General features: G+C 72.4%; 25 protein-coding genes. 8 read left to right on the forward strand and 17 right to left on the reverse strand.

Annotated elements, in window-relative coordinates; all coding sequences use genetic code 11:
- Positions 1–14: 14 nt before the first annotated feature.
- Entirely contained in the window at positions 15–791 is a 777-nt protein-coding gene (locus tag Q0817_RS05960) for an SDR family NAD(P)-dependent oxidoreductase (protein ID WP_298585243.1), read from the reverse strand.
- A gap of 1 nt (position 792) precedes the next feature.
- Complete coding sequence (locus Q0817_RS05965) at positions 793–1,578, reverse strand: FadR/GntR family transcriptional regulator (RefSeq protein WP_298585244.1); 786 nt, start codon at positions 1,576–1,578, stop codon at positions 793–795.
- Positions 1,579–1,768: 190 nt separating this feature from the next.
- On the opposite strand from Q0817_RS05965, the gene Q0817_RS05970 reads away from it, so the two are divergent.
- Both Q0817_RS05970 and Q0817_RS05975 read left to right on the forward strand, forming a co-directional pair.
- On the forward strand, positions 1,769–3,274 hold the full coding sequence (locus Q0817_RS05970; RefSeq protein WP_298585245.1) for a GntP family permease: 1,506 nt from the start codon (positions 1,769–1,771) through the stop codon (positions 3,272–3,274).
- Between the two features lie 123 nt (positions 3,275–3,397).
- Positions 3,398–4,603 carry an MFS transporter gene (locus Q0817_RS05975; RefSeq protein ID WP_298585246.1) on the forward strand — a complete coding sequence of 402 codons (1,206 nt, stop codon included), beginning with the start codon at positions 3,398–3,400 and terminating at the stop codon, positions 4,601–4,603.
- Between the two features lie 98 nt (positions 4,604–4,701).
- Here the strand turns inward: Q0817_RS05975 and Q0817_RS05980 are convergent, their stop codons facing one another.
- The 6 genes from Q0817_RS05980 to Q0817_RS06005 all read right to left on the reverse strand — a co-directional run bounded on the left by Q0817_RS05980 (position 4,702) and on the right by Q0817_RS06005 (position 8,572).
- Complete coding sequence (locus Q0817_RS05980) at positions 4,702–5,274, reverse strand: hypothetical protein (protein ID WP_298585247.1); 573 nt, start codon at positions 5,272–5,274, stop codon at positions 4,702–4,704.
- Positions 5,275–5,487: 213 nt separating this feature from the next.
- Entirely contained in the window at positions 5,488–6,195 is a 708-nt protein-coding gene (locus Q0817_RS05985) for a class F sortase (protein WP_298585248.1), read from the reverse strand.
- Between the two features lie 19 nt (positions 6,196–6,214).
- The gene (locus Q0817_RS05990; protein ID WP_298585249.1) at positions 6,215–6,724 is read right to left on the reverse strand and encodes an excalibur calcium-binding domain-containing protein; all 510 of its coding nucleotides are present in this window, start codon (positions 6,722–6,724) and stop codon (positions 6,215–6,217) included.
- Between the two features lie 176 nt (positions 6,725–6,900).
- Entirely contained in the window at positions 6,901–7,200 is a 300-nt protein-coding gene (locus tag Q0817_RS05995) for a hypothetical protein (protein ID WP_298585250.1), read from the reverse strand.
- 66 nt (positions 7,201–7,266) lie between these two features.
- Positions 7,267–8,178, reverse strand: coding sequence for a phosphotransferase (locus Q0817_RS06000; RefSeq protein WP_298585251.1), 912 nt, complete (start codon positions 8,176–8,178; stop codon positions 7,267–7,269).
- A 187-nt stretch (positions 8,179–8,365) separates the two neighbouring features.
- Positions 8,366–8,572, reverse strand: coding sequence for a cold-shock protein (locus Q0817_RS06005; RefSeq protein ID WP_035923571.1), 207 nt, complete (start codon positions 8,570–8,572; stop codon positions 8,366–8,368).
- Between the two features lie 279 nt (positions 8,573–8,851).
- On the opposite strand from Q0817_RS06005, the gene Q0817_RS06010 reads away from it, so the two are divergent.
- The 5 genes from Q0817_RS06010 (at position 8,852) to Q0817_RS06030 (ending at position 13,246) form a co-directional block, all read left to right on the forward strand.
- Positions 8,852–9,607 (forward strand): 5-oxoprolinase subunit PxpA, encoded by a 756-nt coding sequence (locus Q0817_RS06010; protein ID WP_298585252.1) that lies wholly within the window; start codon positions 8,852–8,854, stop codon positions 9,605–9,607.
- A 93-nt stretch (positions 9,608–9,700) separates the two neighbouring features.
- Positions 9,701–9,940, forward strand: coding sequence for an acetyl-CoA carboxylase (locus Q0817_RS06015; protein ID WP_298585253.1), 240 nt, complete (start codon positions 9,701–9,703; stop codon positions 9,938–9,940).
- A gap of 3 nt (positions 9,941–9,943) precedes the next feature.
- The gene (locus Q0817_RS06020) at positions 9,944–11,392 is read left to right on the forward strand and encodes an acetyl/propionyl/methylcrotonyl-CoA carboxylase subunit alpha (protein WP_298585254.1); all 1,449 of its coding nucleotides are present in this window, start codon (positions 9,944–9,946) and stop codon (positions 11,390–11,392) included.
- Positions 11,389–12,297 carry an allophanate hydrolase subunit 1 gene (locus tag Q0817_RS06025; RefSeq protein ID WP_298585255.1) on the forward strand — a complete coding sequence of 303 codons (909 nt, stop codon included), beginning with the start codon at positions 11,389–11,391 and terminating at the stop codon, positions 12,295–12,297. The genes Q0817_RS06020 and Q0817_RS06025 overlap by 4 nt, the downstream gene beginning before the upstream one ends.
- Positions 12,281–13,246, forward strand: coding sequence for a biotin-dependent carboxyltransferase family protein (locus tag Q0817_RS06030; RefSeq protein WP_298585256.1), 966 nt, complete (start codon positions 12,281–12,283; stop codon positions 13,244–13,246). The genes Q0817_RS06025 and Q0817_RS06030 overlap by 17 nt, the downstream gene beginning before the upstream one ends.
- Before the next feature lie 119 nt (positions 13,247–13,365).
- Here Q0817_RS06030 and Q0817_RS06035 read toward each other — a convergent pair whose 3' ends face one another.
- The 7 genes from Q0817_RS06035 to Q0817_RS06065 form a co-directional block, all read right to left on the reverse strand.
- A complete protein-coding gene (locus Q0817_RS06035) occupies positions 13,366–14,466 on the reverse strand; it encodes an NADH:flavin oxidoreductase (RefSeq protein WP_298585257.1) in 1,101 nt (366 codons plus the stop codon).
- Positions 14,467–14,582: 116 nt separating this feature from the next.
- On the reverse strand, positions 14,583–14,945 hold the full coding sequence (locus Q0817_RS06040) for a hypothetical protein (RefSeq protein WP_298585258.1): 363 nt from the start codon (positions 14,943–14,945) through the stop codon (positions 14,583–14,585).
- A 24-nt stretch (positions 14,946–14,969) separates the two neighbouring features.
- Positions 14,970–15,722 carry an SDR family NAD(P)-dependent oxidoreductase gene (locus Q0817_RS06045; RefSeq protein WP_298585259.1) on the reverse strand — a complete coding sequence of 251 codons (753 nt, stop codon included), beginning with the start codon at positions 15,720–15,722 and terminating at the stop codon, positions 14,970–14,972.
- A 20-nt stretch (positions 15,723–15,742) separates the two neighbouring features.
- Complete coding sequence (locus Q0817_RS06050; protein WP_298585260.1) at positions 15,743–16,522, reverse strand: SDR family NAD(P)-dependent oxidoreductase; 780 nt, start codon at positions 16,520–16,522, stop codon at positions 15,743–15,745.
- Entirely contained in the window at positions 16,519–17,859 is a 1,341-nt protein-coding gene (locus Q0817_RS06055; RefSeq protein ID WP_298585261.1) for an MFS transporter, read from the reverse strand. Before Q0817_RS06055 ends, Q0817_RS06050 begins: the two co-directional genes overlap by 4 nt.
- Before the next feature lie 26 nt (positions 17,860–17,885).
- Positions 17,886–18,773 carry a polysaccharide deacetylase gene (locus Q0817_RS06060; RefSeq protein ID WP_109268415.1) on the reverse strand — a complete coding sequence of 296 codons (888 nt, stop codon included), beginning with the start codon at positions 18,771–18,773 and terminating at the stop codon, positions 17,886–17,888.
- A 25-nt stretch (positions 18,774–18,798) separates the two neighbouring features.
- Positions 18,799–19,767 (reverse strand): asparaginase, encoded by a 969-nt coding sequence (locus Q0817_RS06065; RefSeq protein WP_298585262.1) that lies wholly within the window; start codon positions 19,765–19,767, stop codon positions 18,799–18,801.
- Positions 19,768–19,952: 185 nt separating this feature from the next.
- Between Q0817_RS06065 and Q0817_RS06070 the strand changes: the two genes are divergently transcribed.
- Positions 19,953–20,954 (forward strand): LacI family DNA-binding transcriptional regulator, encoded by a 1,002-nt coding sequence (locus Q0817_RS06070; protein WP_298585263.1) that lies wholly within the window; start codon positions 19,953–19,955, stop codon positions 20,952–20,954.
- 378 nt (positions 20,955–21,332) lie between these two features.
- Here Q0817_RS06070 and Q0817_RS06075 read toward each other — a convergent pair whose 3' ends face one another.
- The gene (locus Q0817_RS06075) at positions 21,333–22,691 is read right to left on the reverse strand and encodes a permease prefix domain 1-containing protein (RefSeq protein ID WP_298585264.1); all 1,359 of its coding nucleotides are present in this window, start codon (positions 22,689–22,691) and stop codon (positions 21,333–21,335) included.
- Positions 22,682–23,044: a PadR family transcriptional regulator gene (locus Q0817_RS06080; RefSeq protein WP_298585265.1), complete on the reverse strand. Its 363-nt coding sequence runs from the start codon at positions 23,042–23,044 to the stop codon at positions 22,682–22,684. Before Q0817_RS06080 ends, Q0817_RS06075 begins: the two co-directional genes overlap by 10 nt.
- Positions 23,045–23,209 lie beyond the last annotated feature (165 nt).

Here is a 23,209-nt window from a genome sequence, read left to right on the forward strand (position 1 = left end):
GGAGATCGGTGCGGTCAGGAGATCTGCAGGCCGCCGTTGATGTCGTAGGTCGCCGCGGTGATGAAGCCGGCGTCCTGGCCGACGAGGAACGCAAGGAGGGCGGCCATGTCCCGCACGGTGCCCACCCGGCCGACGAGGATGTCCTTGGACATGTCCGCCTTGCGGTCGTCGCTCAGGGTGCCGCCCATGATGTCGGTGTCCACGGGACCGGGGGCGATGCAGTTCACGGTGATCCCGTGCTCGCCCATCTCGCGCGCCACCGCCCGGGTGAAGCCGATGATCGCGGCCTTGGACGCGCTGTAGGCCACCTTCGAGTAGGTTCCGCCGCCGCGCTGGGCGGAGATCGAGGAGACGCTGACCACGCGGCCCACCTTGCGCTCGATCATCCCGGCCAGCACGCGCTGGGTCACCATGAACGTGCCGGTCATGTTGATGGCGAAGACCCGGTCCCAGGCCTCCCGGGTCTCCTGCATGAACTCCGTGGGCGAACTGATGCCGGCGAGGTTGACCAGGGCCACGATCGGCGGGAGCTCCGCCTCGACCCGTGCTACGGACTCGTTCACGGAGTCCTGGTCGGACACGTCCGTGCGCAGCCCGAGGGCCTGCACCCCGTGCCGGGCGGCGATGTCCTGCGCGGCCTCGGCCGCGGCGTCGCCGTCGACGTCGAGGACGGCGACGTGCCAGCCCTGGCTCGCGAGCAGGTCGGCGGTGGCGCGGCCGATGCCGCGCTCGGAGGCGGCGCCGGTGAGCACGGCGGTGCGCTCGGCGGGGAAAACGGTGGTCTCGGTCATGTCAGTCATCTCCTGTGCTGTTGAGGGCGGGTCCGGGTGCAGGGCGGGGTGCTCGGTCCTGCACCGGGTCGGAGCCGCCGGAGGCGGTCCCGTGGCCGATGTAGTGCTCGTAGTCGGCGTAGGTCTGGTCGATGTGGGCCTCCATGGCCCGGCGGGCCGTCTCGGGGTCCCGGGTGCCGATGGCCGCCAGGACCAGCCGGTGGTGCTCGATGGCGTGCCGCTGGACCTCGGGGAACGCGGAGGTCGCCCGGCGCTCGGCGTAGAGCAGCTGGGAGAGCTGGGCCAGCAGCACGGGGACGAACGGATTGCCCGAGGCCCGCAGCACGGCGTCGTGGAAGGCCATGTCGGCGCGGGTGACCTCGTCCAGGTCCTCCGCCTCGTGCGCGCGCTCGAGGTCCTGGATGGACTCCTCCATCGCGGCGAGGTCCTCCGGGGTGACGTGCACGGCGGCCAGCGCCGCGGAGCCGGTCTCCACCATGCGCCGCACCTCCAGCAGCCGCAGCGCCACCTGGTGGGAGGTCGTGCCCCGGGAGGCCGCCTTCAGGATCGCCTCGAGGCCGGTCCACGCGTCGGGCGGGTTCACGTAGGTCCCGAGCCCGCGCCGCACGTAGACGATGTTCTGTGCCTGGAGGGCCTTGAGCGCCTCGCGCACGGTGAGCCGGCTGACGTCGGACTCCCGGGCGATCTCGGCCTCGGGAGGCAGCGCCTCGTGCGGGCCCACCTCACCCCGGAGGATGCGCTCGAGCAGCGCCTCGGCGACCGCCTCGACCAGCGACTTCCTAGCCACGGTCGCGACCTCGCACGGCGGCCCTCGCGGGTCGATCGGGTCGCACGGCGAGATCTGGGCCCACGGCGCACCCCTTCCTCTTGTCAGATGTCATATGTGTGACTAGCCTCACATGGAGCATCGTTCTCGTCAATTCCCTCGTCCGGGCACCACCGCCCGGCCTTCCCACGTCCCCGAGGAGCCCATCACCGTGGATCTGCAACTACTCCTGGCACTCGTGCTGGGCATCGCCACCATCATCGTCCTGGTGCTCCGCACCCGTCTGGACGCCTTCGTGGCGCTGCTCATCGCCGCCCTCGTCACCGGCGTGGTCGCGGGCCAGCCGGTGCTCGACATCGTCTCGGCCATCACCACCGGCTTCGGCAACACCCTCGCCTCGATCGGCATCGTGATCGGTCTCGGCGTGGGGATCGGCAAGATCCTCGAGGTGTCCGGGGCCGCCAACGCCCTCGCGCTCGCCTTCCTCCGCGTCTTCGGCCACGGCCGCGAACCGTGGGCGATGGGCAGCGTGGGCGCCCTGGTCTCCATTCCGGTGTTCTGCGACTCGGGCTACGTGATCATGAACCCCCTGGCCCGCTCCATCGCCCGGGTGAAGCAGGCCGGCTACGTGACCCTCGCCCTGGCGCTGGGCTGCGGCATGACCCTCACCCACCACCTCGTGCCGCCCACCCCGGGGCCGCTGGCCGTGGCCGGCATCCTCGGGGCCGACCTCGGGGCCGTGATCCTCGTCGGCCTGGCCTTCACCGTGCTGCTGCTGCCCGTCGTGGTCCTCTACGCGCGCTGGATCGGCCCCCAGCTGGAGTCCAAGGTCGAGGAGCACGTGCGCGAGGCCGTCTACGGGACGGTCGCCCCGGCCGGCGTCGGGGGCGGCGGCGCCCACGCCTCGGGCACGGACCTCGAGGAGGGCCCGCGGGACGGGCTCGACGACGAGGCGCGGCAGGGCCCCACCGCGGACCCCGTCGTCGACCTCGGCGAGCCGCCGGCCGGCGCCAAGCCGCACAAGGTCGGCGCGTTCGTCGCGTCCCTGCCGCTGCTCATCCCCCTGCTGCTGATCATCCTCAACACCGTCACCGGCGCGATCGACCAGAACGCCCAGGGCGTCATCGGCGGCGACGAGTACGAGCCCTCCGCCTGGGTGGTCCCGTTCGCCTTCATCGGCAACCCGGTGGTGGCCCTGGTCATCGGCATGGTGCTGGCCCTCTACGTCCTCCTGCCCCGGTGGACGCCCCGCAACAAGGCGCACGGCTGGTTCGCCGAGGCCGCCGCCTCGGCCGGTCTGATCCTGCTCATCACCGGCGCCGGCGGCGCCCTGGGCCAGGTGCTCCGCAGCTCCGGCGTGGGCGACGCCCTGGCCGAGGCCATCGCCTCCACCCCGCTGCCCGCGTTCCTCGTGCCGTTCCTGATCGCCACCCTCGTGCGCATCGCCCAGGGCTCCGGCACGGTCGCCATGATCACCGCGGCCTCCGTCTCTGCCCCGCTGGTGACCACGCTGGGCATCGACCCCGTCGTCGCCGCCCTCGCGTGCACCGCGGGGTCGATGGTGTTCAGCTACTTCAACGACTCCTACTTCTGGGTGGTCACGCGCTTCACGGGCCTGCAGGGCACCGACGCACTGAAGGGCTGGTCCGGCATCACCACCGCGGTCTGGGCGGGGTCCATCCCGCTGCTGTTCGTCCTCAACCTCATCCTCGGCTGAGCCGAACAGGGGCCCTGCAGCAGCACTGAGGGGCAGACGAGGACGGGGCGGCGCGCCGAGGGCGCGCCGCCCCGTCTACGCTGTCCGGAGATCCTCCGTCCCGCCTCTCGGAAAGGGTGTGCCGTGCTCACCAACGCGTCATCGGCCACGGGCCGGCGGGCCCGCCTCGGCTTCGGCTTCCTCGGCGTGGTGCTGATCGCCGTCAACCTGCGGGTCGGCTTCGTGACCGTGGGTCCGCTGCTCGAGGAGATCAGCCGTGACCTCGGCATCTCGGCGGGCCAGGCCGGGCTGCTGACCGGGCTGCCGCTGGCCATGTTCGCCCTGTTCTCCCCCGTGGCCCCGGCGGTGGCGGCCCGGACGGGCCTGGACCGGGCCCTGTGGCTGTCGCTGCTGCTGCTCGCGGCCGGCATCGGCGGCCGCTCCGCGCCGGTCGAGGGCGCCGTGTGGGTGGGCACCGCGGTGATCGGCATCGGCATCGCCTTCCTCAACGTGCTGCTGCCCTCGCTGGTGAAGCGGGAGTTCCCGCTGCGGGTGAGCCAGGTGACCGGCGTGTACACCTCGATCCAGGGCGCGGTGGCCGCGGCCGGCTCCGCCCTGGTGGTCCCGATCGCCCATGCCGGTCCGGCCGGCTGGCGCCTGGCCCTGGGGGTGTGGGCGGTGCTCGCCGTCGCGGCCCTGGTGGTGCTGTCCCCAGGTCTGCGGGCCGATCCCCCCGGGACCGGCGCCCCCGTGGCGGAGGCGGGCCCCTACCGGTCCCCGTGGCGGTCGGCGCTGGGCTGGCAGGTCACCCTGTTCATGGGCCTGCAGTCGGTGGCGTTCTACGTGCTGATGGCCTGGCTGCCGAGCATCGAGCGCAGCCACGGCGTCCCGGCGACCGCCGCCGGCGCGCACATGGCGCTGTTCCTGCTGATCGGGATGGGCTCCAGCCTGGGCACGGGGGCGCTGATGCACCGGCTCGGCGACCAGCGGCCGGTGGCCTTCGCGGGCGGCGCCCTGGCCCTGGCCACCTTCGGGGGGCTGGCCGCCGCGCCGGAGCTGACGCTGCTGTGGATCGTGCTCGGGTCGATCGGCTGCGGCAGCCTCATCGTCGTCGCCCTGTCCCTGTTCAGCCTCCGCTCCGCCGACCACCGCCAGGCGGCGGCGCTGTCCGGGATGGCCCAGTCCGTGGGCTACGCGCTGGCCGCGATCGCCCCCGCCGTCTTCGGCGCCCTCTACGACGCCGGAGGGCGGTGGGAACCGCCGCTGCTGCTCATGGCGGGTCTCATGGTGCTGCTGTGCGTCGTCGCCCTCTTCGCCGGGCGCGACCGCGTCATCGGGCAGGGCGCCTGAACGAGCCGACTCCCCGGCACGGTAGAACGCCGCCGGCCACGAGGGCCGGACGGCGTTCCGGTGGGCACTGCCGAGCGCCCCGAGGGCGCCGGGACGGGTCAGGCCATGCGGGGCGGGGCGAACCAGTGCTTGACCGGGGCCTTGAACGCGGTGACGAGCCACAGCACGTTGACCACGACCAGCAGCAGCCCGAGGACCGCCCCGATGATCCCCATGCCGCTGAGGCCGACCATGGCGGTCGTCAACAGCCCGAGGAGCACTCCGAGCGTGCTGAGGATCGCCAGGACGATGCCCAGCACGCGCGCCCAGTTCTTGCCCTTCTTCAGGAACACGTGGACCAGGGCGTAGAGGGCCAGGGCGACCACGATGACGCCCACGGAGAAGATCACCCCCACGCTCTGGGTCTGGGCGATCTGTTCCGGGGTCAGACCCGACTGCTCGTACGTGGCGGACATGTCCGCGCTCGAGGTCGAGATCAGCCCCAGCACCTGGTTGACCAGGTAGATCGCGGCCGAGACGAGGGTCAGGGTCAGGAGCCGCTTGACCTCGGGCGGGGCGGCACCGGGGCGCCCGCCGCCGTACTGACCGGCGCCGTACTGGTCGCCGGACGCCTGGTACTGCGGCGGGCCGCCGGGGGCGCCCTCGGGCTGCTGGGGATAGGGGTTGCTCATGAGGGTCTCCTTCAGAATACGAATACGGAACGGGAACGGCACAGGAAGCGCCCTCCCATCCTCCCCCGCGGTGTGCGATCGCACCTCCGTCTGCAGGACGAGGCGTGTCCCCGCCGTGCCCCCGCGAGTTCGCAGGTGTCGGCGATGCCGGCGCCCGCGGTCGCCGACAGGTGCGATCTCGCGGACGGGGGAGGAAGGAGAAAGGAGGAAGGGTCAGGCGGCGAGCGTCGCGTAGACCACGTAGTTGTCGTCGAACAGGCCGGTGGCGGGGTCGTAGCCGTCGCACGTGATCAGGCGCAGCTCCGCTCCCGCGGTGTTGCCGTAGACCGCCCTCGTGGGGAAGGCGTTCTTGGCGTACTGCTCCCCGCGGTCGACGACGAACACCGCCGTGCTGCCGTCCTCCCGCCCGATCTCCACCGTGTCGCCGGGGGCGAGGCCGCGCAGCCCCGCGAAGACGCCGGGCCCGCCGTCGGTGGCGTTGACGTGGCCGAGCAGCACGGCCGGTCCTCGCTCCCCCGGCGTGGGCGAGGCGGTGTACCAGGAGGCCGGGGCCCCGGGATGGGTCGGCGGCACCTCCAGGGAGCCGTCCGGGCGCAGGCCCAGGTGCAGCAGCTCGGAGGAGGCGCCCACCGCGGGGATGCGCACCGACACGGGCGCGGACTTCGCGAGCACCGGCGGCAGGGCGTCCGGCGCCGGGGCGGCGGACGGCCCGGGGGCCGTCGCGGTGGGAGCGGGCGTCGGAGCGGGCGCCGGCGTCTGCGTCGGTGAGGCGGCCACCGGTGAAGAGGACGCCGACGAGGACGACGACGACGGGGCCGCGGGCTGCGCGGGGGACTCCCCCGCGCAGCCGCTGAGCAGCAGGAGGGCGACCGCCGCAGGGACCAGGCGGACCCTGCGGCGGTCGGCGGTCGGATCCCTCACGAGGACCGGATCCTCCGCCCTACGCCCGGTGGGCACGGCGCCGGCGCACCGCCACCGCGGCGCCGCCGGCGACCAGGACCAGGCCGCCCGCGAGGGCGGGACCGCTCGCACCGGAGCCGACGTCCACGGCGGCACCGGTGTCGGCGCCGCCCACGGGGACCTCGCCGACCTGGGTGTACGGGTCCGCCCCGGGCACCTCGCCGGGCTGGGCGTCGGGCCCGGGGCCGGCCCCGGGGATCCAGTCGATGATCGTGTGGCTGTAGCCCCCCGACTCGTTCTCCACGGGGATGCGGGTGGGGTCGTAGCTCCACTCGGCGCTCTCGCACACGATTCCGTCCCCGTCGTCGTCGACGAGACTCGTGCTGTAGCTGACCGAGCCGACAGGGATGTTGTAGACGCCGTACTGGTGGGCGGTGGCGCAGTCGGTGAAGACCATCGGATCACCCGGCGCGGCGGCCGCCGGTGCCGCCGTCAGGGCGGCGAGCCCGATCGCCGCCGCCGTCGCCACGCCCGCTGCACTGCTCTTCATGGTGTTCCCTCGATTCTGGGAGGACTGATTTGCAAGCGCATCGTAGGTCGGGCACGGCTGCGCCGTCAGTGGCCGAATCGTGATGTTCGCCCGGGCGGACCACCACGGTCCGGTCTTCCGCCGGAAATCCGGCCTCCCGGGGCCGATCGGCGGCATCGTGACGCCTCCTGCCCGTTTCATGACGCGGCCGAGGGGTCCCCCGGCGCGGCCCCATCCCCCCGGTCCGGGACAGGCCGGTGGTAGTGCGGGAGGGTCAGCCCACTCGCGGCGGCCTCGTCGAGGGCGAAACACGTGAGGTGGGCCGGCTCGAGCGCCCCCTCCGTCCGCCGCCGGGCCAGTTCGCGGTAGATCCCCACCGGTGAGGACCCGGTGGCGACCCCCAGCACGGTGCGGGGCTCCCCCGCGATCCGGGCGGCGACGATGTCCGCCGCGGACGTGCCGACGTCCGCGGCGGTCGGCACGACGATCACGTCCATCGAGCACCCCTCCTGTGCGCCGAGATGTCCATTCTGCGCGGGCCGGTGGGCAGGGATCCAGGGGGCTCAGGCGTCCGGGACCAGCTGGGACACCGCGTGCCGGACCACGGCACCGAAGTCCGGGCCGGCCCCGGGGTCCGCCACCAGCGCCGCCACGTAGAGGGCGGCCCAGGCGGCGGCTCGGCGCCACACGTCGTCGTCGTACCGGCCGGTGCTGTCGACGACCGCGCGGAAGGCAGCCCGCTGGTCCGGGTCGAGGGCCAGCCAGGCGCCGGCGAGGTCGGACGCGGGATCCCCGGCGCAGACGTCCCCGAAGTCGACGAGACCGGCCAGCCGACCGTCCCGGTGCACGAGGTTCCACGGGTGGGGGTCGCCGTGCAGCCAGACCGCCGGCCGGGACCACGGGGCGGCGCGCAGACCGTCGTCGACGACGCCGCGGAGCCGCTCGGCGCGCGACGACCCGAGGACCGCGGCCGTGGCCGGCCAGGACGGGGGCGCCGTCCGGAGCCGCTCGGCGAGCGGGACTCCGCGGTGGGAATGGCGCGGGGCGGCCGCCGGCGCCGGCCGGTGCACCGCGGTCAGGGCGTGCGCCAGGTCCTCCGCGAGCCGCCCGCGGCGGGCGAGCGGCAGGGTCGCCACGGCCTCGCCCTCGATCCACCGGACCACCGCCCAGGGCCACGGATACCCGGCCCCGGGCCGGCCCCGGAACACCGGCCGGGGCACGGCGATCCCCAGCGCGGCCAGCGGCGCGCCCGCCTCGGCCGTCCACCGGACCTCGCGGAGGAGGCACGGGACGGCGGCGCGGCGCACCGGCAGGCGCACCGCGTGGACGGAGCCGAGCCGGAACAGCGCGTTGTCCCAGCCCTGCGCCACCGGCGTCAGCGGCCGGTCCAGGAGCCCGCGGTGCTCGTGCGGGAGCTGCGCCTCCAGCAGCCGGCGCACCTGGGCCGCCGTCGGCTGCACCTCGACCTCGGGCATCGTCCACCCCTCCTCCTGGCTGCGTCGGCTCGAGGGCACCCTACCGCTCGCTGCCCGAAGCGGGGGACGGCGCAGGAGCTGGGCAGAAAAAGACATCGCCACCCGGCCGGAGCCGGGTGGCGATGTCAGATCGGCGGCGGAGCGTTCAGCTCCGTGCCGGTGATCTCACGAGGAGATCAGAGCGTGATCACGCAAGCACGGTGATGTTCGCGGCCTGGGGGCCCTTGGGGCCGTCCTGGGTCTCGAACTCGACGCGCTGGTTCTCCTCGAGGGAGCGGAAGCCGCCGGAGTTGATCGCGGAGAAGTGCGCGAACACGTCCTTGGAGCCGTCCTCGGGGGTGATGAAGCCGAAGCCCTTGTCGGCGTTGAACCACTTCACGGTGCCAGTAGTCATGGGGAACCTGTCTTTCTGGGAAACGGAGCGTCCCCGGCGATCGGGGTGCTCGGGCGTTGCGATGCCTGCCAAAACGTCTTCTCAGAAAAACTGCTGCGCCCGGAGTCGGGCGAACTGCTTGAACTGCAAGAACGAAACTTCAACAACTGGTGATGACTCTACAGGTGTTCGGGGAAAAGCACAGTGACGGGCCCCACGTGCCCGGGATCGCCCGAAGATCGCCCGGGGGATCACCCCGAGGCCGTTCCCACGGGGGCGTCGCGTCCATAGGCTGTGACCATGGCCACACCAGAGACCCGCACCCGGCCCACCGTCAACTCGGACATGGGGGAGGGGATCGGCCTGCACCGCTTCGGCAATGACCCGGAGCTGCTGCAGGTCGTGGACCTCGCCAACGTCGCCTGCGGCTTCCACGCCGGGGACCCGGACATCATGTCCGCGACCGTGGCGGCCGCCGTGGCCCACGACGTCGCGATCGGCGCCCACCCCTCCCTGCCCGACCAGTGGGGCTTCGGCCGCCGCGCCATGGTGCTCACGCCGGAGGAGGTCGAGTCCCTGGTCCGCTACCAGGTGGGCGCCCTCACCGGCTTCCTGCTCCAGCACGGGGCGGACCTGCACCACCTCAAACCGCACGGCTCGCTCTACGGGATGGTCGCCAAGGACCCGGCGCTGATGGAGCCGGTGGCGGCGGTGGCCGCCGACTACGGCGTCAGCGTGCTCGGGATGGCCGGCACCGCGCACGAGTCCGTGTGCGCCGAGCGCGGCGTGCCGTTCGTGGCCGAGCTGTACGTGGACCTGGACTACAACGCCGAGGGCGGGCTGATCATCCAGCGCACACCCCACGCCACCGACCCGCGAGCCGCCGCCGACCGGGTGGCGCAGGCCCTGGCCGAGGGGGTCGTGCGCGCCGAGGACGGCACGGAGCTGCCGATGCGCTTCGACTCCGTCTGCGTGCACTCGGACGCCCCGGGGGCGCCCGCGGTGGCCCGCGCCGTCCGCGAGGCGATCGACGCCCACTCGGCGACGGGCACCTGACCCGCCCGTCCGCCGTCGTCGTCCGGCCCGCAGCTCTCCGGACCGACGTGCCCCGACCCCTCGTCTCCCGACCCGACCGAAAGGACCCGCACCATGGCCGAGATCCAGTCCCCGCTCCCCGGTGTCTTCTACCGCCGTCCCTCCCCCGACAAGGACCCGTTCGTGCGGGACGGCGACCCGGTGGAGACCGACCAGGTCATCGGTCTCATCGAGGTGATGAAGCAGTTCTCGGAGGTCCGCTCGGACGCCGCCGGCACGCTCCAGGCCTTCGAGGTGGAGGACGGCGACATGGTGAACCCGGGGGACGTCATCGCCGTCGTCGCGGAGGGCTGAGCCGTGCCGATCTCCACGCTCCTGGTGGCCAACCGGGGGGAGATCGCGGTCCGGATCCTGCGCTCGGCGCGGGAGATGGGCCTGCGCACCGTCCTGACAGTGAGCGAGGTGGACCGGGAGTCCCTGGCGGCGGAGCTCGCCGACGCCGTCGCCGTGGTCGGGCCCGCCCCGGCGCAGAAGTCCTACCTCAACGCCGAGGCGCTCGTGGCCGCGGGCGTGGAGCACGGCTGCGACGCGGTGCACCCCGGCTACGGGTTCCTCTCGGAGAACGCCGCGTTCGCCCGGCGCGTGCAGGAGGCGGGGCTGACGTGGGTGGGCCCCTCCCCCGACGTCATCGACCTCATGGGCCACAAGACCCGGGCGCTGGAGGCCGCGGTCGCGGCCGGGGTGCCCGTCCTCGCCGGGTCGAACGGGCCCCTGGAGGGTGACGACGACGCCGTCCTGGCGCTGGCCCGGGAGGTCGGCTACCCGCTCGTCATCAAGGCCTCGGCCGGCGGCGGCGGGCGCGGCATCCGCCTGGTCCGCGCCGAGGAGGACCTGCTGCGGACCGTCGACACCGCCCGGTCCGAGGCCGGCGCGAGCTTCGGGGACCCCACGGTCTACCTGGAGCGGTTCGTGGAGCGCGCCCGGCACGTGGAGGTCCAGGTCCTCGGCGACGGGCAGACCTTCCTGCACCTGGGCGACCGCGACTGCTCCCTGCAGCGCCGCTCCCAGAAGATCGTGGAGGAGGCCCCCGCCCCGGACCTGCCGGACGAAGTCCGCGAGCGCATCCGGGACTCCGCCGTGAACCTCGCCCGGCTCTGCTCCTACACGGGGGTGGGCACGGTCGAGTACCTCTACGACCCCGTCCGGCACGAGGCGGCGTTCATCGAGATGAACACCCGCCTGCAGGTGGAGCACCCGGTCACGGAGTTCGTCACGGGCGTGGACCTGGTCGCCGAGCAGCTCACGATCGCCTCGACCGGGCGCACGGAGCTGCGGCAGGAGGACATCCGCTTCGACGGGCACTCCGTGGAGTGCCGGATCAACGCCGAGGACCCGGAGCAGGGCTTCATGCCGAGCCCGGGCACGATCAGCCGCCTCGACTGGCCGGAGGGGTCCGAGTACCGCGTGGACACCGGCGTGCGCAGCGGAGACGTCGTGGCCCCGTACTACGACTCGCTGCTGGCCAAGCTGATCGTGCACGCCGAGGACCGGGAGACGGCCGTGCAGCGGATGGGCGCGGCCCTGGCCGCCACGCACGTGGAGGGGATCCGGACCACGGTGCCGCTGCTGCGGCGGCTCGTGCTGGACCCGGCGTTCGCGGCCGTGGCGCACCACACCACCTGGATCGAGACCGAGCTGCTCAGCGACAGAGCCCGTGACAACCCCAGTGGCACACCCAGTGACAGAGCTCCTGACGAACCCGGTGACACATCCGGCGAGACGCCCAGCGAGGGGAACGCACCATGACCGAGACCCTGTACCTGCCCACCGCCCGGTACACCTGGGGCGGTGACGAGTTCCTGTTCGTGGAGTTCGACGAGGCCATGAACCTCACCGCCAACTACCTCGCCACCACCGTGGCGCAGGGACTCACCGCGCTGGACCTGGACGGCGTCGTGGACGTCTGCCCCGCCAACGCGTCCCTGCTGGTGCGCTTCGACCCGGACGTCATTAAAGCCGAGGACCTCAAGCGCCGCACCCAGGAGCTCGAGGGACAGGCCCGCGAGTCCACGCAGTACACCGCCGAGACCCGGATCATCGAGGTCCCGGTCTGGTACCAGGACCCCTACACCGCCGAGGTCGTGGCCCGCTTCCGCGAGGGCTACCACCAGGACCCCTCCGGCACCGACCTCGACTACGCCGCGAAGGTCAACGGCCTCGCGGACGCCGCCGAGTTCATCCGCCGCCACCACGAGTCCCCGTGGCTGGTGTCCATGGTGGGGTTCGTGGCCGGACTGCCGTTCATGTACCAGCTCGTGCCCCGCGACCGGCAGCTCGAGGTGCCCAAGTACCTCAGCCCCCGCACCGACACGCCCCCGCTGACCGTGGGCCACGGCGGGTGCTTCGCGTGCATCTACTCGGTGCGCGGCGCGGGCGGCTACCAGATGTTCGGCATCGCCGCCGCCCCCATCTACGACCCCGAGCAGCACCTGCACGACTTCCGGGACTTCCTGATCCTGTTCCGGCCCGGGGACCTCGTGAAGTTCCGGCCCGTCGACGAGGCCGAGTACCGCTCCATCCAGCAGCAGGTCGAGGAGGGCACCTGGCGGTACAAGCAGGCGCCGGTGACCCTCGACGTCGAAGCCGCGCTCGCCGATCCCGACAGCTACAACCGCACCCTTCTGGAGGCCCTCGATGGCGCTGACGATTGAGCAGCCCGGACTGCTGACCACCGTCCAGGACCAGGGACGGATCGGGTACTACCACGTGGGCATCCCGCAGGGCGGGGCCATGGACCAGGAGTCCGCCCAGGCGGCGAACAAGCTGGTCGGCAATACCGCCGCCGAGGCCGTGCTCGAGTGCACCTACACCGGGCCCGTCCTCACCGTGGACGCCCCGACGACGATCGCGGTGACCGGCGCGGACGTCCCCGTGCTGGTCAACGGCGAGGAGCACCCGGCGTGGCGGCGGCTCGAGCTGGCCGCGGGGGACACCCTGAAGTTCGGCGTACTCCGGGGCGGTGCCCGGTTCTACCTCGCGGTCCGCGGCGGCATCGCCGTGCCGGAGGTGCTCGGCTCGCGCTCCACCTACGCGATCGGGCGGCTGGGCGGTCTGGACGGCCGGAAGCTGGAGGCCGGGGACGTGGTGCCCGTGGGCGAGCCCACGGGTCTGCTGCCCGAGGTCGAGGAGATCCCGGAGCGCCTGCGCCCGGCGTTCAGCAGGTCGCTGGAGCTGCGGATCATGTGGGGGCTCTACGACCACCTGCTCACCGACGAGGGCCGGCGCCGGCTGGTCGAGGAGGAGTGGAAGCTCACCCCCGTGGCCGACCGCATGGGGCTGCGCTTCGAGGGCCCCGGCGTGGAGTGGATCCAGCGCCGGCAGCCGTTCGGGGCCGGCTCGGACCCCTCCAACATCGTGGACGCCGGCTACGCCGTGGGCTCCATCCAGGTCCCCGGCGGCACCCAGCCGATCGTGCTGCACCGGGACGCGGTCTCCGGCGGGGGCTACGCCATGGTGGGCACCGTGATCTCCGCGGACATGGACCTGCTGGCCCGGGCCGCCCCGGGCACGGTGACCCGGTTCCGCGCGGTGTCCATGGACGAGGCGCTGCAGGCGCGCCGGGAGCGGACCGAGCGGCTGGAGGAGATCTGGGCGCTGTGACCAGCTGACGGTCCCGGACGAGACGGGTCGGTGCCGCTGCGGCACCGACCCGGCGCCTCCCACCGGCGCGGAGACGGGGCCGGGCGGTCCTCGCCCGGCCCCGTCTTCGCGCCGTGCTCCTAGGAGAGCTCCAGCTCCCAGTCCTTGACGTCGGCCAGGGGCGCGAGCAGGCTCCCGTCGAGCTCGGCCAGCGGCTGGCCGCGGCGCACCCGCTGCGGCCAGTCCCGGTTGGCCAGCGCCGCCTTCCCCAGGGCGACCACGTCGGCCGTGCCGTCCGCCAGCATGGACACGGCCGTCTCCGGATCGTCCAGGTGTCCGTTGGCGATCACCGGCAGGCCGGAGTGCTGCTTGGCCAGCGCCGCGAGCGACGGTCCCTCGTCCCCTAAGGCCGGGGCGGTCGCCCGGTACTCGGTGGTGTGGACGAAATCGATCCCGGTGGCGCCCAGGGTCGAGAAGATCACCTCCGCCTCGTCGGGCCCGCCGCTCCACCGGTGGTCGTGGTCGCTGACCTTGGCCTGGGAGACGCGGATGCCCACCGTCAGGTCCGGCCCCACGGCGTCGCGCACGGCCCGGCAGACCTCGGCGGCGAACCGCACCCGGTTCTCCGGCGATCCTCCGTACTCGTCGGTCCGGCGATTGAGGTAGTCGGTGAGGAACTGGTCGAGCAGGTACCCGTTGGCGCCGTGGATCTCGACGCCGTCGAACCCGGCGTCACGGGCGCGCAGCGCGGCGTCCACGAACGCCTGACGGACCTCCGCCATCTGCTCCGCCGTGATCTCCGCGGGCACGGGGTACGGTCCTTCACCGCGGTAGAAGCCCAGCTGCTCACCCTTGGGGGCCACCGCCGAGGGACCGATCGTGGAGTCGACGAACCGGTTGCCCTGGGCCTGGGAGCCCGCGTGCATGAGCTGGGCGAAGATCGTCGCGCCGGCCGCGTGGACGGCGCCGACCACCTCGGCCCATGCCCGGGCCTGGTCGTCGGTGGCGATCCCGGGCTGGAACAGGTAGCCCTGCCCGTGGGCGGCGTCGGGATAGATCCCCTCGGTGATCAGCAGCCCGAAGCCTCCGCGGGCGAAGGCCTCGTAGTAGGAGACCATGCGCTCGGTGGCGTGGCCCTCCTCCGTGGCGCTGATCCGGGTCATCGGAGCCAGCGCAACGCGGTTCTCCAGATGGGTGGAACCGATCTGCAGGGGGGACCAGAGCGGGGCGAGATCCGTCATGAGCATCTCCTTCAAGAGTCGTTCAGGGGTCGTGGGGTCGATCTCCGGAGCGGCCTCCTGAGAAGCGCCCCGAGGGGGTCGTGGGCCGGCGCGGTCAGCGCGGGCCCACGACAGGGTCACACGGTGTCGGCGCTGAGGAGCAGCCCCCGCACGAACCGCCCCGCGTCGATGGGCGCGGCGCTGTGGTGGGTGCCGTCGTCGAGGATCCGCTCGAACTCCGCGCCGCCGTCGTCCGGCAGGACGCGCCGGTCGACGAGGTGCTGATCGACGAGGGCGTCGGCCAGCGTTTCGACGTCGGGGAAGACCTTCTGCACCCCTGTCCGGGAAGCCAGCACCCACTGGTCCCCGAGCACGGTGATCCTCGCGCGGCCCCCCACGCTGCGCCGCAGCTCCGCGAGGACGGCGGGCTTCATCCCGTGGAGGTTGATGTAGGCCGTCAGCTTCGAGACCGCACGCCCGCCGGGGCATCCTGCGCACATCGTGACCGTCTCCTCTCGTGCCGGCTACGGCATCACGTCGCCGCTGTTGGGACCCAGCGTCTGGCCGGTGTAGAGGTCACCGCCGGGCGAGGAGGCCAGCAGCAGCGCGGTGGGCGCCACCTCGTGGGCCTGGCCGAAGCGGCCGATGGGAAGCTCTGCCTGCTTGGCGGCCTTCCAGTCCTCGGAGAGCCCCTCGATCAGCGGTGTCACGACGGGTCCGGGCGCGATCGAGTTGACGAGGATGTGGTGCTCGGCGAGCTCCAGCGCCATGGCCTTCGTCATGCCGATCACCCCGGCCTTGGCCGCCACGTAGTGCGTCAGGCCGGTGCCGCCCTTGATGCCCAGCTGGGAGGCGATGTTGATGATCCGCCCGCCGCCGCGCTCCACCATGTGGGGCGCGGCCCAGCGCGCGGCCAGGAAGACACCCTTGAGATCCACGGCGAGGACCCTGTCGAACGTCGCCTCGGTCATCTCCAGCAGCGGCGTCTCGTCGAGGATGCCGGCGGCGCTGACGAGGACGTCGATCCCGCCGAGCTCCTCGACGATCCTTCCCATCGCCTGCTGCACCGCCTCGCCGTCGGTGACGTCCACGGCGAGTGCCATGGTGCGCCCGCCGAAGCTGCCGCTCTCCTGCGCGACGGCCGTCGCGTGCTGCTCGTCGCGGTCCAGCACGGCGACGTCCGCGCCCTCCTGGGCGAAGAGCAGGGCGATCGCCGCGCCGATGCCGCTGCCGCCGCCGGTGACGACGGCGACCTTTCCGGTCAGTTGCTGTTCCATGTCTGCCTTTCCTGGTGGGCTCAGCTCGGCCAGCGGACGGTGAGCCCGCCGTCGACGATCAGCTGCTGCCCCGTGACGTAGGCCGAGTCGTCGCCGGTGAGGAAGCGGATGGTGCGCGCGGCCTCGTCGACGTTGCCCACGCGGCCCCACGGGATGATCGAGCCCGCGGCGTCGAGGCCCTCGCGGCCCAGCGAGTTCACCGGGTCCAGGGACTGGGGGCTCTCGATCAGCCCCGGGATGACGGCGTTGACCCGGATCTTCCGGGGGGCGAGCTCCACGGCCAGCGAGCGGCACAGACCGATGAGCCCGGACTTCGCCGCCGCGTAGTGGCTGTGCTCCTCCCACCCGTAGACGCCACCGGCGATCGACGACGTCGCGACCATGGCTCCGCCGTCGGTCATCCGCGTGCTGCAGGAGCGGAAGACGCGCATCACCCCGGAGAGGTCGACGGCCATCATGTCGTCCCACGCCTGGTCGGTCATCTCCGCGAGTGCGGCACGGCGCAGGATGCCGGCCGCGGCCACCGAGATGTCCAGCCGACCGAACTCGTCGAGCGCGGTCTGGGCGAGCTTCTCGGTGTCGTCGAAGCTGCGCACGTCCATGGGGACGGCCGTGCAGCGTCCGCCCGCGGCCTCCACGGCGCGGACGGTGTCCGTGGCGTCGTGGGGGTCCGAGGGGAGGTAGCCGATGACGCTGTGGGCACCGGCCCGGGCGTAGGCGACCGCCAGTGCCCGGCCGATCCCGCTGCCGCCCCCGGAGATGACGGCGACCTTTCCCTCGAGTCCGTCGTCGCGGATCATGCGATCACCGTGGTCTTCAGGTGGGCGTCCTTCAGGGTGCGGGTCCCGGCCATGCACAGCGCCGAGAGGATCAGCCCGCCGGAGCCGGTGATGATCGCCGCCGTGGCCGTGTCCACCCCTGCGGTCAGCAGGATGGTGAGCAGTCCGGAGCCGGCGATGCCGCCGAGCGGCGCCATCACGTGGGCCACGTTCGCTCCCATGCCGCGCACCTGGGGCGGGAAGGACTCGCCCATGTAGAACAGCAGCGCCGCGTACGGGCCGGTGAGGAAGAACAGTGTCATGGCGTACAGCGGGATGATGTATCCGGAGGTGCCCGGGCCCAGCAGCATCACCAGGCTCACCACGCCGCCGGCGACCCAGCCGAGGACCACGGTCGGCTTGCGGCCGATCTTGTCGCCCAGCCAGCCGTGGAACACGTAGCCCACGAAGCCCACCGCGTTGGAGAGCACCAGGATGATGAGGGCGTTGTCGAAGGAGACGCCCTTGGCCTCGACCAGGATGGTGGTGCCCAGGACGGAGAACACCTGGATCGCGAACCAGTTGAAGAACCACGCCAGGGACAGGCAGGTCGTGTGCCGGCGCAGCTGCGGGGTGAACACGTCCTTCACACCTGTGGCATGGTGGGCCGCCTCCTCGAGGTCGTGCTCGGCGGCGAGCGAGTGGGCCCCGGCCGTGTCACCGGCGGCCCGGCGCCGCCGGACCTCCTTCATCGCGGCGAAGGTCGGGGACTCCGGCAGGCGCAGGGCCAGGCCGACGACGACCAGGGACAGCACCGCGGCGACGACGAAGCTCCAGCGCCAGCCGATGAGCGGGAGCGTCAGCGCCGACAGCCCCGCGGAGACCAGCGCGCCGACCGGCCAGCCGCCCTGGACGAGCGAGTACATGAGGCCGCGGCTCTTGGCCTCCTTGTAGATCTCGTTGAGGTAGACCGCGTTGACGACCTCCTCGGACATGGAGAAGCCGGAGAAGGAGCGGATGATGACCAGGCTCGCGGCGCCGATGGCGGCGCCGGTGAGACCGGACGCCACGGCGCCGCCGAGCATGAGCACGATGAGCGCCTTCTTGCGGCCCATCTTGTCGATGATCGTGCCCACGGCCAGGGCCACGATGAACACGCCGATCGTGGCGTAGGTGTTGATCGCGGTGGACTCGGCCACCGACCAGCCGAAGTCCTCGGCGATCACGGGGAGCAGCGTGCCGAAGAGGGTGAAGTCGTAGACGGAGGCCACCCAGGCGATGAAGCAGACGATCGAGACCTGCTTGACCACCTTCGGGGTGATGGGCACGTTCCAGGGCTCGACGCCGGCGGGCGTCGGGTTCGAGCGCAGAGCGGACATGGCGATGTTCCTTCGTGCCGGTGGGATCAGGCGGAGGTGCGGGGACTGCGGGCGGCGAAGTCGCGGGCGACGTCCTCCATGAACGCGAACTCCACGCCGTCGTGACCCTGGATGTGGTCGAAGAGGCGCTCGAGCATCAGCAGGTTCTGCGGGCGGCCGCAGACGTCGGGGTGGATCGTGAGGGGGAAGACGGCGTAGTCCATCTCCCGGTAGACCCAGTCGAACTGGTCCTTCCACAGCTGCTCGATGTCCCGCGGGGACACGAAGCCGTGGCTGTTCGGGCTGGACTTGATGAACATCATCGGCGGGAGGTCGTCCAGGTACCACGAGGCGGGGATCTCGATGAGGTCGGTCTCCTCGCCGCGCACCAGCGGCTTCATCCACTCCTTGGCCGAGGCCGCCTCGTAGTCGATCTTGGTCCAGGTGTCCCCGACGCGCACGTAGTACGGGGTGTGGTCGTCGTGCATGAGCGAGTGGTCGTAGAGAAAGCCGCGATCGAGCAGGATCTCGTTGGTCACCCCGGAGAACTCCCACCAGGGCGCCACGTAGCCGACGGGCTTCTTCCCGGAGCGCCGCTCGATGAGGTCGGTGCAGTAGTCGAGGATCTCGGTCTCCTGCTCGCGGGTCATCGCGATGGGGTTCTCGTGGCTGTAGCCGTGGACGCCGATCTCGTGACCGGCGGCGACGACCGCGTCGAACTCCTTCGGGAACGTCTCGACGGAGTGCCCGGGCCAGAACCAGGTGACGGGCATCTCGCGGCGCTGGGCGAGCTGGAGCAGCCGCGGCACGCCGACCTCGCCGGCGAAGAGGCCGCGGGAGATGTCGCCCGGGGAGTCCTCGCCGCCGTAGGAGCCGAGCCAGCCGCCGACGGCGTCGACGTCGATGCCGACGGACACGTAGATCTTCTTGGACATGATGTCTCCTCTGGTGGTGGGTGTTCTAGAGGTGGGCGGTGAAGGCCCTGGGGAACTCGGCGGCCGAGGTCCCCAGGGAGAGCAGGAGGGCGGCGAGGATGCGCGCCTGGAGCGGGTTGAGGTCCCCGGAGGGGACGGCCCCGGCCGCCACGAGGTCGGTGCCCCCGCCGTTGCCGTAGAGCGGGACGACGGGTCCCCACGGGGCACGCGTGCTGAGCACCACCGCGCAGCCGGTCCCGACCGCACGGGCCACCGACTCCGCGAAGCCGGGGCCCGCGTTGCCGACGCCCGATCCGGCGAGGACCACGGCCTGCGCACCGGAGCGCACGGCGAAGTCGAAGAGGTCCGGGGTGGCGCCGGTGTGGGCCGTGATGATCTCGACCCTGGTGCTGTCGAAGGCCGCCGGCGGCAGCGGCAGCGGCTCCCGGCGGACCGGCCTGGCCGTGACGACGAGCCCGGACCCGGCCATGTGCGCCACCTCGGCGCCGCCCTGGAAGGGGCTGCTCGCGGTGGTGTGCGCCTTCCGGGCGCCGCGGGCGGAGCGGACCGTCCCGTCGAAGGAGATCAGGGCGCCGCTGCCCCGCAGCTCGGGCGAGGCGGCGGCCAGCACCGCCTCCTCGACGTTGCGGGGGCCGTCCGGGGCCGGGCTGTCGGCCGGCTGCTGGGCGCCGGTGAGCACCACGCTCTTCGGGGAGCCGTGCACCAGGTCCAGCAGGAACGCCGTCTCCTCCAGGGTGTCGGTCCCGTGGGTGACCACCACGCCGTCGTTGGCCGGATCGGCCAGCGCGTCCCGGGCCGCCTCGGCGATCGCCCGCAGCTCCCCGAGGGTGAGCCGGTAGCTGCCCGTGGTGAGGATGTCCCGGGCGGAGACGCTGAGCTCGCCGTACTGGTTCCGGGACAGGTCGGCCGCGGTGTCCGTGGCCACGGAGCCAGTGGACCCGCCGCCCCGGGACGCGATGGTGCCCCCCGTGCCGAGCAGCTGGATGTGTGTCACGTGCCGCCTCCCTTCCTCAAGGTCGTCCCGCTCCTCCGGAGCGCCAACGGTCTATGCAAACGAATGCCGCAATCGATTGCGTACGATGTTGGGATCGACCATAGAGCGCACCTAGAGTGATGCGCAACACATTCACGAGAATTTAACGTCCGTTACTGTGTGGAAACAGGCGCGAGGAGGTGGACATGGGCGCACGACCGGCGGTCACCCTGAAGGCCCTGGCGGCCGAGCTGGGCCTCAACCCCTCCACGGTCTCCCGGGTGCTCAACGACCCCAAGGGCCTCGGCTCCAAGTGGGCCGCGCCGGACACCACGGAGCGGATCTTCGCGCTCGCGGAGGAGCGCGGCTACCGCAAGAACCCCTACGCCGCGTCGCTGCGCACGGCCAAGTCGCACATGATCGGGGTCGTCGTGCCCCGCCTGCAGGACTACGTCCTGGCCACGATGTACGAGGGCATCGACGAGGCCGCCTCCGAGCACGGCTACTTCACCGTGGTCTCCAACTCCCTGGACGACCCCGCCGCCCACCGCGCCAAGGCGGAGAAGCTGCTGGACCGCCGTGCCGACGGCCTGATCTTCGGCGACGCCCTGTTCGAGGACCCCTTCCTGGACGAGCTCGCCGACCGCGGCGTGGCCTTCACGCTGGTGAGCCGGCGGTCCCCGGGGCACCGGTCCGTGACCTGCGACGACTACGCCGGGGGACACATGGTCGCGGAGCACCTCGTCGCGTCCGGCCGGAGGACCTTCGGGCTCATCGCGGGCAATCCGCGGGCCTCGACCTCGATCGACCGTTGCGCCGGCTTCCTGGACGCGCTCGCCGGGCACGGCCTCGGGGTGGATCCGGCGCGGGTGGTCCCCGGCGGCTTCGACGCCCCGGCCGGCAGCGTGGCCGCCGCCCGGATCCTGGCCGCCGGACCGCTGCCCGAGGCGGTGTTCGCGGTCAACGACTTCGCGGCGATCGGCGCGCTCGGCGTGTTCGCCCGGGAGGGGGTCACGGTCCCGGAGGACCTGGCCCTCGTCGGGTTCAACGACACTCCGCTGGCCGGCAGCGTGGGGCTCACCACCGTGCGCTCCCCCATGCACAGCATCGGCCGGCAGGGCTTCGAGATGCTGATGGACGTTCTCGACGGCCGGGACGTGGAGAGCGTCCGGCTCCCCCCGGAGCTCGTCGTGCGCACGAGCGCCTGAGCACCGGACGCCCCCACCGCAGGGCCGGAGGACCAGCACGCCGTCGGGTGCGGGGCGGAGCTCCGGGGCAAGTCGGCGCAACTGTGGACAGAATGCGAATCGATCAGGTAATAGGCCAGTGCTAGTGTTGATGCATCACGCAGGTGATCAGCCGGGGGGCTGAGCCGCCGCGTGAGGATCTCGTCGGAACGACCGGCCGCAAGGCCGCCGGCACGACGACGATCATGATGCCGCCGTCCTGGTGGCAGCGGGCCTCGGACCATCTGGTCAGTCGTCGGGGGGCGACTCCCCTGCCACCGGGACGCGCAGGCCCCCTTCCGCCCGCAGCAGCCGCTCCGCGGTGCGAACGCGGAGCCCGCCGGCCAGGCAGCCCGCCGGTCAGGCGAAGGCGAAGACCAGCGGGAAGACCACCACCACGATCGCGGCCCACACGCCGTAGACCGGCAGGTAGCGCGTCTGCCAGCGCTCGAGCACGGCGAACGGACGCCGCCCCCGCAGGCACCCGGCGCTCAGCCAGCCGGTCCGGACCAGGTGCACCAGCAGCAGCAGGTTCAGCCCGAGCGCGGCGATCTTGTTGGGGCTGGAGCCGAACTCGGCGATCCGGGTCAGCATCGCGGTCAGCATCACCGCGTCCACCGCCAGCGCCGCGACGACGAGCACCAGCTGCAGGCCGTCGAAGAGACCGGGCGGCTCGAGCGGGTCCCGGGCGGAGATCGAGTACAGCAGCAGGGCCAGGACGAGCACGAGGATCGCGTCCATCAGGATCAGCAGCCCGCGGTCGACGTCGACGAGCCCGCCGGCCGCCGTGAGCACCGCCAGGAGGGCCAGCAGCATGAGGATCGTCAGGGGCGTGAACACCCGTGTGAGGACGGGGGCGATGTTCTCGACGACGTTCTGCTTGGCCTCGACCAGCCACGCGGCCACGACGAGCGCCCCGGGCACCGCGAACGGCAGGATCCAGTCCTCCATCACCGGCTCCAGGTCGATGCCGACGACCTGCAGGGCCCCGAACGTGAGCCCCACCAGCACCGCCCCGCCCAGGGCCAGGAGCGTGTAGTAGATCACGAGCTCGCCGGTGAACCGGACGAAGTCCATGCGCCGGCCGTCGGAGCGCCACCTCCCGCCGACATAGGCGACCCCGGCCAGCAGCCACAGGACCACCGGCGCGTGCAGGACGGCGAGCAGCTCGGTGGACCCGCCGGGGACGAACGGATAGACGTTGAGCACCACCGCCAGCAGCGCGAACGGGACGAGCAGCCCCGCCACCACGCGCGCGGTGAGCCGGCGCTTCCACGCGAAGTAGCCGGCGAGGAAGGGCAGCACGAGCAGGCCGAGATTGCGCGCCAGCACCGCCTCGTCGCCGAGCCAGGCGGTGCCGGCCTTGACCGCCAGCCCGGCCCCGACCGCGAGCGCCAGGACGACGCCCAGCTCCCGCCACGGCGGCGCGCCGGCGTCCTCGGCGTCCTCCGGGAGGAGCACGAGCTGCTTCCACAGCCGCTCGGAGTGCTCGCGGGCGAACTCGTGCGAGACGGCGTCGAGGTTGCCCATGCGCTTGATCGCGACCAGGAAGGCCTCGTCGTCGTCGAGCCCGGTGGCCCGCAGGTCCGCGACCTGTTCGCGCAGGTGGTCCTCGAGCTCGTCCACGTCGGCCGGGGAGATCGCCTGGCGGCGCTGGACCCAGCCGCGCCACCGCCCGATCTGGGCCTCCTGCTCCGCGTGCAGCTCCATCACGCCCACCGCTCGGTCGTGGCGGGCGGCTGCTGCGCGGCCTGCCACACCTGCCGCAGCGCGTCCGCCACCACCGTCCACTGCTCCTGCCGGTCGGCGAGCGCCGCCTGGCCCGCCGGCGTGATCGCGTAGTGCTTGCGCCGGCGCCCGGCCTCGGACGTGCCCCACGAGGAGGACACGTAGCCGAGCCGCTCGAGCCGGTGCAGCAGCGGGTAGAGCATGCCGTCGGTCCACTGCATGGAGCCGCCGGAGAGCTCGCTGACGCGCTTGAGGATCGCGTAGCCGTACAGGTCGCCGTCCGCCAGGATCCCCAGCACGAGCGGGGTGGCCGAGGCGGCGACCAGGTCCTTGTCGATGCGCACCGCGCCTCCTATACCTAGTTCTGTTAGGTATTGAACCCTAGCAGTGCTAGGTATGGCAAGGGGACGCCGGGAACGACGCCGCGGAGGGCGCGGACTGGGCACCGAGCCCTCCTGCCCCTACAGTCGAGAGCACGTTGCGAATGAAAACACATGCGGAAGGTGGTG

Source organism: uncultured Kocuria sp. (genome assembly GCF_947500125.1).
GTDB lineage: Bacteria > Actinomycetota > Actinomycetes > Actinomycetales > Micrococcaceae > Kocuria.

Coding starts and splice junctions, on each gene's coding strand:
- Q0817_RS06055 (WP_298585261.1), bottom strand. CDS start 17,859: ATGTCCGCTCTGCGCTCGAACCCGACGCCCGCCGGCGTCGAGCCCTGG.
- Q0817_RS05960 (WP_298585243.1), bottom strand. CDS start 791: ATGACCGAGACCACCGTTTTCCCCGCCGAGCGCACCGCCGTGCTCACC.
- Q0817_RS06035 (WP_298585257.1), bottom strand. CDS start 14,466: ATGACGGATCTCGCCCCGCTCTGGTCCCCCCTGCAGATCGGTTCCACC.
- Q0817_RS06015 (WP_298585253.1), top strand. CDS start 9,701: ATGGCCGAGATCCAGTCCCCGCTCCCCGGTGTCTTCTACCGCCGTCCC.
- Q0817_RS06050 (WP_298585260.1), bottom strand. CDS start 16,522: ATGATCCGCGACGACGGACTCGAGGGAAAGGTCGCCGTCATCTCCGGG.
- Q0817_RS06045 (WP_298585259.1), bottom strand. CDS start 15,722: ATGGAACAGCAACTGACCGGAAAGGTCGCCGTCGTCACCGGCGGCGGC.
- Q0817_RS05990 (WP_298585249.1), bottom strand. CDS start 6,724: ATGAAGAGCAGTGCAGCGGGCGTGGCGACGGCGGCGGCGATCGGGCTC.
- Q0817_RS06025 (WP_298585255.1), top strand. CDS start 11,389: ATGACCGAGACCCTGTACCTGCCCACCGCCCGGTACACCTGGGGCGGT.
- Q0817_RS06000 (WP_298585251.1), bottom strand. CDS start 8,178: ATGCCCGAGGTCGAGGTGCAGCCGACGGCGGCCCAGGTGCGCCGGCTG.
- Q0817_RS06070 (WP_298585263.1), top strand. CDS start 19,953: ATGGGCGCACGACCGGCGGTCACCCTGAAGGCCCTGGCGGCCGAGCTG.
- Q0817_RS06030 (WP_298585256.1), top strand. CDS start 12,281: ATGGCGCTGACGATTGAGCAGCCCGGACTGCTGACCACCGTCCAGGAC.
- Q0817_RS06005 (WP_035923571.1), bottom strand. CDS start 8,572: ATGACTACTGGCACCGTGAAGTGGTTCAACGCCGACAAGGGCTTCGGC.
- Q0817_RS06040 (WP_298585258.1), bottom strand. CDS start 14,945: ATGTGCGCAGGATGCCCCGGCGGGCGTGCGGTCTCGAAGCTGACGGCC.
- Q0817_RS05980 (WP_298585247.1), bottom strand. CDS start 5,274: ATGAGCAACCCCTATCCCCAGCAGCCCGAGGGCGCCCCCGGCGGCCCG.
- Q0817_RS06060 (WP_109268415.1), bottom strand. CDS start 18,773: ATGTCCAAGAAGATCTACGTGTCCGTCGGCATCGACGTCGACGCCGTC.
- Q0817_RS05995 (WP_298585250.1), bottom strand. CDS start 7,200: ATGGACGTGATCGTCGTGCCGACCGCCGCGGACGTCGGCACGTCCGCG.
- Q0817_RS06010 (WP_298585252.1), top strand. CDS start 8,852: ATGGCCACACCAGAGACCCGCACCCGGCCCACCGTCAACTCGGACATG.